13 protein-coding genes are annotated in these 15,161 nt (G+C 62.6%); 7 read left to right on the top strand and 6 right to left on the bottom strand.

Annotated elements, in window-relative coordinates; translation table 11 throughout:
- Positions 1 to 86 precede the first annotated feature (86 nt).
- Both prpB and QZ564_RS01105 read left to right on the top strand, forming a co-directional pair.
- Positions 87 to 989: a methylisocitrate lyase gene (prpB, locus tag QZ564_RS01110; RefSeq protein ID WP_104892349.1), complete on the top strand. Its 903-nt coding sequence runs from the start codon at positions 87 to 89 to the stop codon at positions 987 to 989.
- 126 nt (positions 990 to 1,115) lie between these two features.
- On the top strand, positions 1,116 to 3,776 hold the full coding sequence (locus QZ564_RS01105) for an EAL domain-containing protein (protein ID WP_297103461.1): 2,661 nt from the start codon (positions 1,116 to 1,118) through the stop codon (positions 3,774 to 3,776).
- A 392-nt stretch (positions 3,777 to 4,168) separates the two neighbouring features.
- Here the strand turns inward: QZ564_RS01105 and QZ564_RS01100 are convergent, their stop codons facing one another.
- Complete coding sequence (locus tag QZ564_RS01100; protein WP_297103458.1) at positions 4,169 to 4,894, bottom strand: SIMPL domain-containing protein; 726 nt, start codon at positions 4,892 to 4,894, stop codon at positions 4,169 to 4,171.
- A gap of 83 nt (positions 4,895 to 4,977) precedes the next feature.
- On the opposite strand from QZ564_RS01100, the gene QZ564_RS01095 reads away from it, so the two are divergent.
- Positions 4,978 to 6,012, top strand: a complete 1,035-nt coding sequence (locus QZ564_RS01095; RefSeq protein WP_297103455.1) for a Gfo/Idh/MocA family oxidoreductase — start codon at positions 4,978 to 4,980, stop codon at positions 6,010 to 6,012.
- A 78-nt stretch (positions 6,013 to 6,090) separates the two neighbouring features.
- Here QZ564_RS01095 and QZ564_RS01090 read toward each other — a convergent pair whose 3' ends face one another.
- From QZ564_RS01090 to QZ564_RS01075, 4 genes are all read right to left on the bottom strand, one after another.
- Positions 6,091 to 7,731, bottom strand: a complete 1,641-nt coding sequence (locus tag QZ564_RS01090; RefSeq protein ID WP_104892352.1) for an ABC transporter ATP-binding protein — start codon at positions 7,729 to 7,731, stop codon at positions 6,091 to 6,093.
- The gene (locus QZ564_RS01085) at positions 7,731 to 8,654 is read right to left on the bottom strand and encodes an ABC transporter permease (RefSeq protein ID WP_104894793.1); all 924 of its coding nucleotides are present in this window, start codon (positions 8,652 to 8,654) and stop codon (positions 7,731 to 7,733) included. Before QZ564_RS01085 ends, QZ564_RS01090 begins: the two co-directional genes overlap by 1 nt.
- A gap of 39 nt (positions 8,655 to 8,693) precedes the next feature.
- The gene (locus QZ564_RS01080; protein WP_104892353.1) at positions 8,694 to 9,674 is read right to left on the bottom strand and encodes an ABC transporter permease; all 981 of its coding nucleotides are present in this window, start codon (positions 9,672 to 9,674) and stop codon (positions 8,694 to 8,696) included.
- A gap of 72 nt (positions 9,675 to 9,746) precedes the next feature.
- Positions 9,747 to 11,327, bottom strand: coding sequence for an ABC transporter substrate-binding protein (locus QZ564_RS01075; RefSeq protein ID WP_297103448.1), 1,581 nt, complete (start codon positions 11,325 to 11,327; stop codon positions 9,747 to 9,749).
- Between the two features lie 227 nt (positions 11,328 to 11,554).
- Here QZ564_RS01075 and QZ564_RS01070 point away from each other — a divergent pair, with 227 nt between their 5' ends.
- From QZ564_RS01070 to QZ564_RS01055, 4 genes are all read left to right on the top strand, one after another.
- Positions 11,555 to 11,947, top strand: coding sequence for a VOC family protein (locus QZ564_RS01070; RefSeq protein WP_297103445.1), 393 nt, complete (start codon positions 11,555 to 11,557; stop codon positions 11,945 to 11,947).
- Positions 11,944 to 12,456, top strand: coding sequence for a hypothetical protein (locus tag QZ564_RS01065; protein WP_297103442.1), 513 nt, complete (start codon positions 11,944 to 11,946; stop codon positions 12,454 to 12,456). The genes QZ564_RS01070 and QZ564_RS01065 overlap by 4 nt, the downstream gene beginning before the upstream one ends.
- Positions 12,453 to 13,391 carry an aldo/keto reductase gene (locus tag QZ564_RS01060; protein WP_297103439.1) on the top strand — a complete coding sequence of 313 codons (939 nt, stop codon included), beginning with the start codon at positions 12,453 to 12,455 and terminating at the stop codon, positions 13,389 to 13,391. Before QZ564_RS01065 ends, QZ564_RS01060 begins: the two co-directional genes overlap by 4 nt.
- A gap of 221 nt (positions 13,392 to 13,612) precedes the next feature.
- Positions 13,613 to 14,800 (top strand): ROK family transcriptional regulator, encoded by a 1,188-nt coding sequence (locus QZ564_RS01055; protein ID WP_297103436.1) that lies wholly within the window; start codon positions 13,613 to 13,615, stop codon positions 14,798 to 14,800.
- Here QZ564_RS01055 and QZ564_RS01050 read toward each other — a convergent pair.
- On the bottom strand, positions 14,791 to 15,105 hold the full coding sequence (locus QZ564_RS01050) for an integration host factor subunit alpha (RefSeq protein ID WP_245891752.1): 315 nt from the start codon (positions 15,103 to 15,105) through the stop codon (positions 14,791 to 14,793). The two genes, QZ564_RS01055 and QZ564_RS01050, sit on opposite strands and share 10 nt — an antisense overlap.
- Positions 15,106 to 15,161: the final 56 nt, after the last annotated feature.

Raw genomic sequence — 15,161 nt, 5'->3', positions numbered from 1 at the left:
AAGATCATCCGCCCATCGGCCAATTACACCGGGCCCGAAGACCTCGCCTTCGTGCCGCTCAAGGATCGCAAGGAGGCCTGAGGCCCATGCCCTATCTCGTTTCCGCCGACCTGCCCGCGACCAGCGCCGGCAGCCGTTTTCGCGCCTTGCTGAACCGCCCGCAGATCCTGCAATTGCCCGGCGCCCATAATGGCCATGCCGCCATTCAGGCGAAAAATGCCGGCTTTGAGGGCCTCTATCTCTCCGGCGCCGCCATGACCGCCTCGATGGGCCTGCCTGATCTGGGCGTCATCACGGTCGACGAAGTCGCGTTCTTCATCCGCCAGATCGCCCGCGCCGCCGGGCTGCCGCTCCTGGTGGACGGCGACACCGGCTATGGCGAAGCGCTCAATGTCATGCACATGGTGCGCACCTTCGAGGAAGCCGGCGCCGGTGCGGTGCATCTGGAAGACCAGTTGCTGCCCAAGAAATGCGGCCACCTCAATGACAAGAAGCTGGCCGATGCGCATGACATGGCCGCCAAGGTCGCCGCTGCCGCCAGGGCCCGCCGCGACATGGTGATCATCGCCCGCACCGATGCGGCGGCCAGCGAAGGGCTGGACGGCGCCGTGGCCCGCGCCAAGCTCTATATCGAGGCCGGCGCCGATGCGATTTTCCCCGAAGCGCTGACCAGCATCGACATGTTCCGCGATTTCGCCAAGGCGATGCCGGGCGTCAAGCTCTTGGCCAATATGACCGAATTTGGCCGCACGCCCTACCAGACGGCCGCCGAGTTCGAAGCCCTGGGCTACGCCATGGTGATCTGGCCGGTCTCCTCCCTCCGTGTCGCCAACAAGGCGCAGGAAAAGCTCTATGCCACTATTCTGCGCGACGGCGGCACCAAGGCCATGCTCGACCAGATGCAGACCCGCCAGGAGCTCTATGACGTGATCGGCCTGCATGATTATGAGGCGCTCGACGCCTCGATCATCAAGACCATCGTGCCCTGATCCGCCCGCGTTTGCTCTTGGTTTACCACGCCAGCAACTCGCTGGCGCGGTAAGCACCTCGTCAAGCATCCCCTGCCTAAGGTCTTTCCCTGACACAGAACGTGTCGCAGGCATTTGGGCAGCGGGATGAACGAGGAACGACAAGCCGAGCATCGTGGCGACTGGCGCCGTACCATGGCCATACCGGTCCTGCTCGCGCTTGCCGCCATGCTGGTGGCGGCCATCCTGGTCGACCGGCAGAACCAGCAGATTGCCGAGAGCAATCTGCGCTCGGATGCGCTCAACCAGATTTCGGTGATCCGCGCCAAGCTCGAAGGCCATATTGCGGGCAATATCCAGCTCATCAAGGGCCTGGTTGCGGTCATCTCCACCGAACCCGACATGGACCAGGCGCGCTATGATGCCTTGGTCGGCAATATTTTCGAGGAAGGCAGCCAGTTACGCTCAGTCGCGGCGGCGCCCGACCTGATCATTACAATGACCCATCCTCTGGCCGGCAATGAAGCGGCTATCGGGCTCAATTACCGACACGTGCCGGCGCAATGGCCGGCGGTGCGCGAGGTTCTGGAAACCGGCAGCCTCAATATTGCGGGGCCGGTTGATCTGGTGCAGGGCGGACAGGGCTTTGTCGGCCGCTTCCCGGTGTTTACCGGTCCTGAGGACAATCGGCAGTTCTGGGGCCTGGTCTCCGCCGTAGTGGATGTGCAAAAGCTCTATGCCGACAGTGGCCTGCTCGATCCCGAACTGGGACTCGACATCTCGATTACTGGGCATGACGGCACGGGACGCACCGGCAAGCGCTTTTTCGGGCCGGACCTCAGCGAGGCCAACCCGGTGACCGCCAGCGTCGTGCTGCCATCAGGGAGCTGGGAGATCGCGGCCGCGCCCAAGCAGGGCTGGGGCGCTGACCCTGTCTCCACCTGGTCGCTGCGTGGCCTGATCCTGGCCGCCGGAGCCCTGATCCTGTTCCCCATCGTGGTGACCGGCCGCATGATCCGCGAGCGCCATGAGCATATTCATGAACTGGGCGTGCGCGAGAGCGAGCTGGCGCGCCTGACCCGGCGCCTCAATCTGGCCCTTGCCGTCTCCAAGGTCGGGGTGTGGGAGCTGGACATGTCCACCAACGCGGAAACCTGGGACGAGCGCAACAACGAAATCTACGGCCTGCCCACCGATGGCGCGCCGCGCCACCATGAGCACTGGCGGCAGGCAGTTCATCCCGATGATCGCGAGCAGGCGGAAGCGACCTTCCGGGCCCAGATCGCCTCAGGCTATTATGAAACCGATTACCGGGTGCTCCATTCCGATGGCACGCTGCGCTATGTGCGCTCCGTGGGCGCGCTGCATCGCGAACCGGGTCAGCCGGACAAGGTCATCGGGGTCAATTGGGACGTTACCGAGGATGTCAGGCTTAACGATGATCTGCGGCGCGCCAAGCAGCAGGCCGAGACGCGCAGCAATGATCTGGAAGCGGCCCGCATCCGCATCGAGCACAATGCGCTGCATGACAGCCTGACCGGCCTGCCGAACCGGCGCTATCTCGACGAGATCCTCAAACAGCACGCGGCCGACGGGTTCCATGGCTGCGGCTCGATTGCCCTGCTCCACATCGATCTGGATCGGTTCAAGCAGATCAATGACACGCTGGGCCATGCGGCGGGCGACGCCATGCTGATCCATGCCAGCAAGGTGCTGCGTGCCAATTGCCGCGAGACCGATTTCGTTGCCCGCATCGGCGGGGACGAATTCGTCATCGTCTCGAGCGCGGGGCCAAGCGACGCGCATCTGCATCTGATGGCCGACCGTATCGTGCGTGAAATGCGGCGCCCCGCCCAGCATGACGGCCATGAAGTGCGCTTCGGGGTCAGCATCGGGGTGGCGGTGTCCCGCACGGCGGACATCAATGTCAACCAATTGCTGGTCAATGCCGATATTGCGCTCTATCGCGCCAAGGCGCTGGGCCGCAACCGCCATGAGTTCTTCACCGAAGCGCTACAAGCCGAGGTGGTTCGCACCAAGCGGGTGGCCGACGAAATTCTCATCGGCCTGGACAATGACGCCTTCTTCGCCTTCTACCAGCCCCAGTTCGACGCCCAGACGCTGCAGCTGATCGGCGTCGAGGCCTTGGCCCGCTGGAACCATGCCGATGGCACGATCAAGACGCCCGACCATTTCATGGACGTGGCCGAGGAGCTCAATGTCGTTTCCCAGATCGACAAGCTGATCCTGGATCAGGCGCTGGCCGATCTGGCCCGCTGGGACGAAAAAGGCTTCAACGTCCCGCGCGTCTCGGTCAATGTTTCGCTGCGGCGCCTGCATGACGAAGGGCTGGTGGAAAGCCTGCGCGCCCTGCCGCTGCAGCCGGGGCGCGTGGCCTTTGAACTGGTCGAGTCGATCTATCTTGATGAAAGCGACGGGGTGGTCGCCTGGAATATCGACCAGATCAAGGAGTTGGGCATTGATGTCGAGATCGATGATTTCGGGACCGGCTATGCCTCGATCGTTTCCCTGCAGAAACTGCATCCGCGCCGCCTCAAGATTGATCGCCAACTGATCAACCCGATCCTGCATGAACCGGCCCAGCGCCAGCTCGTGGCCTCGATTGTCGATATCGGAAAATCCATGGATATCGAGATCGTCGCCGAGGGCGTGGAAACCATGGAACACGCCGAAATCCTGCGCGGCCTGGGCTGCGAAGTGCTGCAGGGCTATGCCCTGGCCCGGCCAATGAGCCGCGACGCGTTGGAAAAATTCCTGCTCAAGGGACACCACAAGCTGGTGGGTTGACGCGCCGGTCCCTCATTGGTCCTCATCCTGAGACGCCTTGCGTGGCAAGGCCGCGAAGGACGAGGGCGGCCATCGCCAGGCCGGTCAACTTTTTTATCCCCGCGTCCAGGACCTCGCTTATCCTTTCACCCATCTCTCCCGCGAAAGGGCGGACTGCAGCGAACAGTTGCGGGAGGAGCCGGTGAGACTGGATTCGCTCCAGGGCTCGCCTGCTCGTTGGGCCACCTTGCGACGAGCGATCAATAGGGGCCACGACAGCAGGAGAAACCCGGTGTCCCGAGGCGGCGACGTCTCTATTTACTTAGTTTTACTGAGACGCACGCGCCTCGGGATACGCTCTATTCGTCACAACCGCAGGCGCACGCGTCGGGCGGCAAAGGGTGTTGGCAATGTCAGTCGACCAGGAAATAGGTGATGGTGGTGACCACGCGCACCTTCTTGTCGATCTGCTTTTCCGGCCGGTCATTGGGGATCTCAACGGCGGGCAGGATTTCGAACACGCCCTGATTGGCGGTCTGGATATCGCCGACCTGCGCCCCGGATTCGGCGGCGAACTGTTCGGCGGTTTCCTTGGCGCGCTGGGTGGCTTCGGTCAGCATTTCGCCCTTGAGGTCGTTGATGCCGGTGAACACGAAGCTGGCCCCGGCGCTATAGGCGTCGGAGGAGAACACCACGCCCTGGCGCAAGAGATCGGCGACCGAACGGCTCGCCTCGGCCAGATCCTGCACCCGGTCGGTGGTGACCAGCAAATCCTCGGTCAGCACGAAACGGTATTCGTCGTTCATGGCGTTGGCGTTGTAGCCCGCCGCCCGGTCTTCAACGAGCACGTTCTGGACCTGGATTTCGGTTTCGGCAAAGCCGCGAGCGGACAGGAATTCGCGCACCGAGGCCTCGGAGGCTTCAAGGCTCGCCCGCGCCGCCTGCAGGGTCGGGCCGGTGGCCACGAAGCGAATGGGCCAGAAGCCCAGATTGGCCTCGACGGCGCGTTCGGAAAGCCCCTTGACCGTGACCACGCGCAGCGGCTGGCGGCTTTCTACCAGCGAAGTACCGACAAACCAGCCGGCCAACGCCATGCCGGCCGCCAGAAAAACTGCGGCAACAATTGCGACGATTTTCATGCTAGTCCCTCTGCGAATATCCCCTGGCGGGGAGTTGAGCGCCGCGATCATGGCGCGACAATGGCATAGGAGGAGCTGGCTGAATGGCGCATGAACACAGGATTTTCGGGCTGGGCGTGGTGGGCGCCGGCATGGCGGCAAAACCGCACGCCCTGGCGCTCAACGCGCTCAAGGACCAGGTCGCCGTGCGCGGCGTGTGGCGACGCAACCGGTCCGAGCTTGACCAGTTCTGTGCCGAATATGACCTCCCCGCGGCCCAGAGCTATGAGGCCCTGCTGGCCGACCCGGCGGTGGACGCCATTCTGGTGCTCACCCCGCCCAATGCCCGCGAAGAGATCGTGGCTGCCGCCGCCAAGGCAGGCAAGCATGTGCTGATGGAAAAGCCAGTGGAGCGCTCCACCGAAGCGGCAGAGCGCATCGTTGCCGCCTGCGACAAGGCTGGTGTGACGCTGGGCATTATTTTCCAGCACCGGTTCCGCGCCGCCTCAAAGGCCCTGGCCGAAAAGGTGGCGAGCGGCGCTTTGGGCGATTTGCAGGCCGTGCATCTGGTCGTGCCCTGGTGGCGCCCGCAAGAAGGATATTACGACAAGCCGGGTCGCGGCACATTCGCCCAGGATGGCGGCGGCGTGCTGATCACCCAGGCGATCCATTCGCTCGACCTCATGCTCAGCCTCACCGGCCCGGTCAAGGCGGTGACGGCCCTGTCCGCCACGACCGGACTGCACCAGATGGAAACTGAGGATTTCGTGGCCGGGGGCATGGAATTTATCAATGGCGCGGTTGGCGCGCTGATGGCCACCACCGCCAATTTTCCGGGTGGGCCCGAAAGCCTGACGCTCAACTTCAGCAAGGCCAGCGCCACGCTGACCGGGGGCAATCTGACGCTGAACCGGTTTGACGGGCAGACTGAGACCGTGGGTGAAGCCAGTTCGTCCGGCGGCGGCGCCGACCCGATGGCGTTCCCATTCGACTGGCATATGGCCCAGATCGCCGAGTTCGCCGATGCCGTGCAGCAGGGTCGCCAGCCGGTCTCGACAGGTCACACCGCGCTCAACGTGCACCGGCTCATCGACGCCCTGATCCGCTCGGGGAAGGAAGGGAAAAGGGTGGAGGTATAGCTTCAAATAGCGGGGGCCGCGGACGCACACCTCTCCCCTTAGGGGAGAGGTCGGCACGAAGCGAGGCCGCCAGTATCGTCAGGCCACCCGGGAAATATCCGGCACGGCGTCGAGCAGCATTTTGGTGTAGTCGGCCTGCGGATTGTCGAAGATGGCGTCGGTTGGGCCCTTTTCGACCAGCACACCATTATGCAGCACCCCGACCGCGCTCGACATCTGCCGCACCACTGCCAGGTTGTGGCTGATGAGCAGATAAGTCAGGCCGAATTCGTCCTGCAATTCCTGCATCAGGTCGAGCACCTGGGCCTGCACCGAAACGTCGAGCGCCGAGGTGGGCTCGTCGCAGACAATGAATTCGGGCTGGCTGGAGAGGGCCCGGGCGATGGCGATGCGTTGGCGCTGGCCGCCGGAGAATTCATGCGGGAACTTGCGCATGACCGAAGGATCCAGCCGCACCCGGGTCAGCAGTTCGGCCACCCGGTGGTCGACCTCGGTGCGGTTGCGGGCAAGGCCCAGGGTCCGCATCGGCTCGGCGATGATGTCGGCCACCCGCCAGCGAGGATTGAGGCTGGCATAGGGGTCCTGGAAGATCATCTGCACCCGCTTGCGCCGCTCCTTATGCCCGGCCCCTCCAGCCCAGATATCATGGCCATCGACCGTGATTTGCCCCGAGGAAGGACGCAGCAGACCGACAATCATCTTGGCGCAGGTGGATTTGCCCGATCCGCTTTCACCCACAAGGCCGAAGGTCTTGCCTTTTTCGATGGCGAAACTGACATCGTTGACGGCGCGGAACATCTCGACCTTGCCGGGCAGGAGCTTGAGGAAGCCACCGCCCCCGATCTCGAAGTCGCGCACCAGGTGCTTGACCTGCACATAGGCGCCGTCGTCATTGGCGGCCGCTTCAGGGGCCACATCACCGGCCTGGCGCTGGATGGTCGGGATCGAGTTGATCAGCTTGATCGTATAGGGCTCCTGCGGGCGGCGAATGATGTCGCCCACCGTGCCGGTTTCGACCACCGTGCCCTGATGCATCACCACCATGCGGTCGGCCGTCTGGGCAATGACACCCATATCGTGGGTGATCAGCATCACCGCCGCACCGTGATTGGCGCAGAGTTTCTTGAGCACCTTGATGATCTGGGCTTGCACCGACACGTCGAGCGCCGAGGTCGGCTCGTCGGCAATGATCAGTTCCGGTTCTGCCGCGATGGCCAGTGCGATGACGACGCGCTGGCGCATGCCGCCCGAGAACTGGTGCGGATAGCTCTCCATGCGCTCGGCCGCCTTGGGGATGCCGGCTTCGGTGAGCAGATCGATCGCCTTCTGGCGTGCTTCGGCCTCATTGAGCGGCAGATGCGTGCGGATGGTTTCGATCAGTTGCTCGCCGATGGTGTAGAGCGGGTTGAGGCTGGTGAGCGGGTCCTGGAAGACCATGCCGATGCGCCTGCCGCGCAGTTTGGCCTTGGCTTCTTCGGGCAGATTGTCGATCCGCTCGCCCTTAAGGCGGATTTCGCCGGATGCGATATGGCCGGGCGGCTCGATCAGGCCAATGACGGCCGAGCCGGTCATGGATTTACCGGCGCCCGACTCGCCCACCACGCCGACCACTTCGCCGGGCATGATGTCGAAGCTGACCCCGCTGACCGCGCGAAAGACGTCGTTGCGGAAGGGGAATTCGACCACAAGGTCCTTGATGGAGAGTACTGGCTCGGTCATCAGCGCAACTTCGGGTTGAGGGCGTCACGCAGCCAGTCACCCAGAAGGTTGACCGACAGGGCGAGCAGAACAAGGGTGACCGCAGGGAAGAGCAGGATCCACCATTCGCCGGAGAACAGGAATTGCTGACCAATGCGGATCAGCGTCCCGAGCGAGGGCTGGGTGGGCGGCACGCCGACACCGAGATAGGAGAGCGTGGCTTCCTCGATAATGGCCAGCGCCAGCCCGATGGTGCCGATGACCAGCACCGGGCCCATCACATTGGGCAGCACGTGGCGCAGCAGGATGATGAACGGGTTCACCCCCAGGATGCGGGCGGCGGATACATAATCCTTCTGCCGCTCGACCATGGTGGCGCCGCGCACGGTGCGGGCGAACTGCGCCCAGTTGGCCAGGCCGATGGCCAGGATCAGCACCCAGATGGCCGCGCCCTCCTGCTGGTTGGGCGGAATCAGGCCGCGGGCGACGCCGAAGATCAGCAACGCAATCAGGATGGCCGGAAAGCTCAGCTGCACATCGGCGACGCGCATGATGACGGCATCCCAGATGCCGCCCAGATAGCCGGCGACCAGACCAAGGCCGACCCCCATGACCATGGCGAACAGCGTGGCCGAGAAGCCGACAAAGAGCGAGACGCGCGAGCCATACATGATGGTCGAGAGCACATCGCGGCCCTGATTGTCGGTGCCCAGAATGAAGTAGCGCCCGGCAAAGGAATTCGAATTGGGCGGGGTGAAGCCGTCCATCAGGTTCAACGTGGCCGGATTGAACGGGTTGTAGGGGGCAATCCAGGGGGCGAGCACCGCCATCAGGATCAGCACCAGCGCTACGATCGAGGCGACGATGGTGACCGGCGAATGCCGGTAGGACCAGACGATGTCGGACTTGAGAAAGGTCCGCCAGCGCGACGTCTTGGCCGCCACGACGGGCTGCTCGGGGGAATGGGGCAGATCGGTCACCGACTACCTCCCGGATTTGGCGCCGTCGCGCAGGCGCGGATCGACGATGAAATAGAGAATATCAACGATGAGGTTGATGACCACGAAAACCAGCGCCACAAAGACGAGGTAGGCGGCCATGACCGGGACGTCGACGACGGCAACGGAGTTGACGAAGAGCGAGCCCACGCCAGGCCACTGGAAGACAGTTTCGGTGATGATGGCAAAGGCGATGACCGAACCCAGTTGCAGGCCGGTGATGGTGATGACCGGGACCATGGTGTTCTTGAGGGCATGGCCGAAATTGATCGCCCGCTGGCTCAAGCCACGGGCCTTGGCAAAGCGGATATAGTCCGTGCGCAGCACCTCGAGCATTTCGGCGCGCACCAGCCGCATGATCAGCGTTAGCTGGAACAGCGAGAGCGTAATGGCCGGCAGGATGATTGAGCGTAGTCCGGATTCGGTGAGGAAACCGGTGCGCCACCAGCCCAGATCCACCACCTCGCCGCGCCCGAAGGAAGGCAGGACCTTGAGTTCGACCGCAAAGACATAGATCAGGCCAATACCGATCAGGAAGGTGGGCAAGGACACCCCGATCAGCGAGGCAGTCATGATGACGCCGGTGGAAAAGGCTCGAGGCCGCAGGGCAGTGTAGATACCCAGAACAACGCCAAGCACCAGGGCGATGCTGGCCGAGGCGAAGGCCAGTTCGATGGTGGCCGGCAGGCGCTCCATGATGAGCTGGCTCACCGGCTGCTGCAGCCGATAGGAGATGCCGAACTGGCCCTGCAGGGCATTGCCGACAAAGCTGAAGAACTGGATGTAGAAGGGCTCGTTGAGCCCCAGGCGCTCGCGCAGCGCCGCATGGTCGGCCAGCGTCGAATCCTGGCCCAGCATGGAGCTGACCGGATCGCCGACATAACGGAAGACCATGAAGGCGATGAAAGCCACCGCAAGCATGACGATAACGGACTGAAACAGCCGTCGCGCAATGAAGGCCAGCATACTGGGCCCCCCATAACTGAGAACCGCCGCGCGGGCTTCGACTCCGCGCGGCGGTTCAGGATTGCAGGACGCTTACTCGGCGAACACGACAGTGGTCATGTTGGGCTGGTTTTCCGGGTGCACCGGCAGGGTGATATCCTCGCGCATGGCATAGGCCAGCGTCTGGTTATGCACCGGCAGGAGCACGCGGTCGGCCTTCACCACTTCCCAGATCTCCGCAATGGTCGCATTGCGTGCGTCGAGGTCGGTTTCGGTGCCCAGCGAGATGATCTTCTCATCCAGTTCCGGGTTCGAGTAGCCGCCGACATTATATGTGCCGTGCGTTTCGTTCTTGGTGTGCACCAGATCGTTGAAGATATAGGCGCTGTCGAAGGTCGGAACGCCCCAGCCAAGCAGGTAGAAGTCGGTCTCATCGCCCAGGATGATCGGGCTGTGCTCAGCAATCGGGCGCGAGGCCAGCGTCACATCGATACCGATCTGACCCAACATACCGACATAGGCTGTGGAGATGGCTTCGTCATTGACGTAGCGGTTGTTCGGTGTGTCCAGGGTCACAGAGAACCCATCGGGGTAGCCAGCTTCAGCCAGCAGTTCCTTGGCGCGTTCCACATCGGGAGCGGGATACTGGTCGAGTTCCTCGGTCCAGCCATTGACGAAGGGCGGGGTTGCCACGCCGGTCGGGATAGAGTTGCCGCGCATCACCACCTGCTGGATGGCATCGCGATCAAGCGCCAGTTCCATGGCTTCGCGCACCAGCGGGTTGTCGAACGGGTTGCTGTCGGTGATGTTGGAGGAGCGCAGCGGCTCGTCACCGAAGCGATAGCCGAAATAGATCACGCGGTTTTCCGGACCGGTTTCGACCTTGAAGCCGGGCGAATTCTGCAGGCGCTCAATATCCTGAACCGGGACGTCCTGAACGATATCGACGTCGCCCGAAAGAAGGGCAGCAATGCGGGTGGCATTGTCGGCGATCGGCAGATAGACGATCTCGGTTACCTCAGGCGCCTCGCCCCACCAGCCGTCGAAGACGGAGAGCACAGAGCGCACGTCGACCTCGCGCGAGGTCAGCATATAGGGGCCGGTGCCATTGGTGTTGAGAACGGCATAGTTGGATTCGCCGGCGGCAAAATCCTGGACTTCCTCGACATTATTGGTCTCGGACCAGGTCTTGTCCATGATGAAGGTGTTGGTGACGTTGTTCGGGTAAAGCGGGCTCGGGCCGACCATCTGCACCTCGACGGTGTAGTCGTCCACGGCGCGCACTTCTGCCACTTCGGCATGAAGCTGCTTGAGATTGGAGCCTTCCGAGCGGGCGCGGTCGAGCGAAAACACCACGTCCTCGGCGGTGAAGTCAGCGCCGTCGTGGAACTTGACGCCTTCGCGCAGCTTGAACACCCAGACGGTCGGATCACCTTCCTTGACATACCATTCGGTTGCCAGGCGCGGAATCAGCGTGCCTTCGGTATCGCGCCACATCAGGGTTTCATAGATGTGATGGGCGAAAGTATGCGTGACGCCCTGGTTCTGCGAATGCGGATCCAGCGTGAGCGAATCGGACGAACGCGCCCAGCGGACCGTCTCGGCCTGGGCAACACCGGCGAGCATCGTCGAGGCGATCAGGACCGCCGCGATGCGGGTCAGTGAAGTGTGCATGAATAGTCTCCCGTTCCTTGAAAACGCCATCTCAATGGTTGCCCAAAGGTGGCTTGGGCGACACCAAAGCGTAGATTTAACAGGAGCGCAACGGGAATCGTTGACCGTTTGGTCAATGCTATCGCCGGTAAATTGGCAATCCACAGAAATGGACGGTTCCTGACTGATCCGTTCGGCTGGCTCTGCAGGCCCTTGACCCCTGCCCCGGCGCGGCCTCATCTGCGTGCATGATACAGTCCATCGCCACCATCGCCCTGGTCGTCGCCGACTACGAGGAGGCCATTGCATTCTACTGCGATACGGTCGGTTTCACGCTGCTCGAAGATACGCCGCTGGCACCTGGCAAGCGCTGGGTGGTGTTGGCGCCACCGGGCGGAGACGGTGCGCGCCTGTTGCTGGCAAAGGCCGACGGTCCAGACCAGGAGGCGGTAATCGGCAAGCAGACCGGGGGACGGGTCATGCTGTTTCTGCAAACCGACGATTTTGACCGCGACCACGCCCGCATGCAGGCCAATGGTGTGCGTTTTCTCGAAGAGCCACGGCGCGAGGCCTATGGCACGGTCGCCGTCTTTGTTGATCTTTACGGGAACAAATGGGACCTCATCGAACCGCAGCGTTGATTGGCCTGGCTCTGTTCTGCGCGAGCCCGGCCGCCGGACAACAGCCCGGCTGGCACCATTCCCCCTTGCCCGGAGAAGGCGACCGGGCCAGCATGGGCTGTGCGCGCGAGAGCAATGCGGATAATTTTGCCTGCCTTGTCGTCCGCTGCGAGGATGACTACGCGGTCGGCGTGCATGTCCATACGAGCCGCCCCTTAGGTGACCGCGGCACTTGGGAAATGACTCTGGATCGGGAAACAAGGCAGCTTGATGCCATTGCCGGCTCCTCGCCCTATGGCGCGCGTATGGATGACCCGGATGGCTGGCTTTTGGATGGATTGCGTCAAGGCACGTTTGTTTATCTGCGCCACAAAGCCGATATGGATGGGGCGTTCGCCTTTATCGACCTGTCCGGATCCTTCCGATCGATCGTAGAGGCCTTGCATTGGTGTGCGCCACGCGTGCCAACAGCCGAACAATTCGGGTCGGCAGACGTTGACCCACCAGAGAACAATGGAGAAGCACAATGAATCGTCGCCCCCTTGGCCGCAGCGAACTGGTGATCGAACCCTTGGTGCTGGGTGGTAATGTGTTTGGCTGGACGGTCGATGAAGCACGGGGCTTCGACGTTCTCGATGCCTATGTCGGCTCAGGGTTTTCCGCGATTGACACCGCCGAAGGTTACCCCAACTGGGTGCCGGGCAACCCGCCTGGCATGAGCGAGACGATCATCGGGAAGTGGCTGAAGGCACGGGGCAATCGGGACAAGGTGCATATTTTCACCAAGGTCAATTCGGGCAGGAAGCAGGGCGGGCTGAAGCCCGACGCGATCAAGGCAGGCATCGAAGCGTCTCTCAAAAGGCTGCAGACCGACTATGTCGATCTCTATTTCAGCCACTGGCCTGACGCCGACTCCAGCCACGAGGAGACGCTGGAGACCTATGACACCTTGATCCGGGCGGGCAAGGTGCGGGTCATTGGCGCCTCGAACTACAGCGCCGACATGATGCGGGAAGCGCAACAGACCGCGATCGTCAAATCGCTGCAGCGTTACGAGGTGACCCAGCCGCGCTACAATCTCTACGACCGCGCCGAATTCGATGCGCTCCGCCCCTATCTCATCGAGAACGAGGTCGGCTCGATTGTCTATTACAGTCTCGCCTCGGGCTTTCTGACAGGCAAATATCGCAGTCAGGATGATCTGGGACAGTCGGCGCGAGGCAGCGGGGCCGGACAATACCTCAACGCCAAGGGCCTGAGCATTCTGGGCGCGCTCGATCAGGTTGCCGCCGAAACGGACGCAACGCCTGCTGAGGTGGCACTGGCCTGGCTGGTGGCTCAACCCGGTGTGAGCGCACCGATTGCCTCAGCCACCTCGGTCGAACAGGTCGAGAGCTTGGCGCGCGGGGTGCGCCTCAAGCTAAGCGCAGAAGCAGAAAAACTGCTGAACGATAGCGGGCGGTGAACGGCAAATGGGCCGCACGGCGCAAAACAGCAAAAGCGCTACAGATTGAGCCCTAAAAAATTGAACAGCGCCTCAGACTTGACGACAGATCGCGATTACTGGCATTGCGAGATGAAGTTATCGCAAAGCTGCGGAGCGATACTCAGCCGGGCCGGTCCTGAACCAGAATACACTATCTATTGGCCGCAGGCTCGTCTTGTCCCGGCAGGAGTCCTGTCAAGATGTTTTCAGATCTGGAGCCGACGCGCGACGTGTTTGTTGCCGGCCGGCGCGGCGTTCGCCACACGGGCGTGCGGCGTGCCAATGAAAAGACCGTGCTCACGGTCGTCGCCTTTAATTCGGGCGCCTCGAATGCCGAGATCTCGCGCTTATCAGGCCTGGCGCCGCAGACGGTATCCGCCATTCTGATCGATCTTGAGCGGGAGGGACTGATTGTACGTGGGCCGGTTTTGCGGGGTCGGCGCGGACAACCCGCCACACCGATTCTTCTGCATGAGAATGGGGGCTTTGCAATCGGCGTGGAGATCGGCTGGCGGCATCTTGATGTCGTGCTGATCAATATGCATGCCGACATCCTGCAGCACCACCATGAAGACCACGCCTATCCCGACGCCACCTCGCTGTTCGACCGTATCGGCAGCGTTGTCGAGACGTTCCGCCGTACCTTGCCGCAGCACCATCGGTCGCGGCTGCTCGATATCGGCCTGGCCATACCCGGTTCGCTGACCACTGATCTGGACCTTTTCAATGCGCCGCCCGAGCAGGTGAAGCGGTGGCGCGAGATCGACCCTGTCGCCGAGCTGGCGGGGCGCAGCGGACTTGAGATCACCCAGATCAATGACGGCAATGCCGGATGCTGGGCCGAACTGATTGCGCTGGCGCCGCCGCGACCGGCCAATGTCGTCTTTCTGATGGTTTCGCAATTGCTGCTGGCCGGCATGGTGAGCGATGGGATGCTGTGGGAAGGCGCGACCGGCCACGCCGTCGATTTGGGCTCTGGCCTCGTCCACGTGAACGGCAGAGCGCCGCAATTGGCGCACCAGGTCGCCTCGCTCTTCGCCCTGCGCGCCCGGCTCGCCGCCGCCGGCTTTACAGAGGCTGAAGGGCCGGTGGCGAACTGGGACCTAGTCGCAATGGCGCCCCATGTCGAGGCATGGGTTGGGGAGGCGGCACAAGCCTTGGCGCAGGTAGTCCACAATGCCAGCATGATCCTTGAGCAGCCGCTGGTGGTCCTTGATACCGAGCTGGGCGCTGGGATTGGGGCCAAGTTGGCGGAGCGCTTGCAAGTCGAAATGGGCCGGTTCGCGACACGCGGCTTCAAGCAGCCCCGCGTTGTCAATGGCCAGCATGGCAAGCTGTCTCCTGCCATTGGCGCTGCAGAATTGCCGCTCTACAGGCGCTACTTTTGAACCTTGGTTGCGGCCCGTGCCGGTTCCAGCGCATCACGCAGCCGGGCGCTGGGGATCAGTACGACCGTATGATGCGGCGCAATGCGGTGCTCCTCGCCAGTGCGGGGATTGCGACCAATCCGCTCGGCGCGGGAACGCACATCCAGCGTTCCAAACCCACTTAGCTTGACTGACTCGCCACGTTTTAGGGCATCACCGATCAACTCGAACATGCGTTCGCCGATCTGGACAGCATCGTGACGCGACAGGCCCGTCGCGTCGGCGACGCTTTCCCCTAACATGGCTCGGGTGACTGTTTTATCCACTCCAAACCTCCTCGCCCCATTAAATTCATAGGAGGAAGATAAACGGCTGTCCAGTG

This window comes from uncultured Devosia sp., from assembly GCF_913055165.1.
Lineage (GTDB): Bacteria > Pseudomonadota > Alphaproteobacteria > Rhizobiales > Devosiaceae > Devosia.
This window is presented reverse-complemented; position numbering and strand designations above follow the sequence as displayed.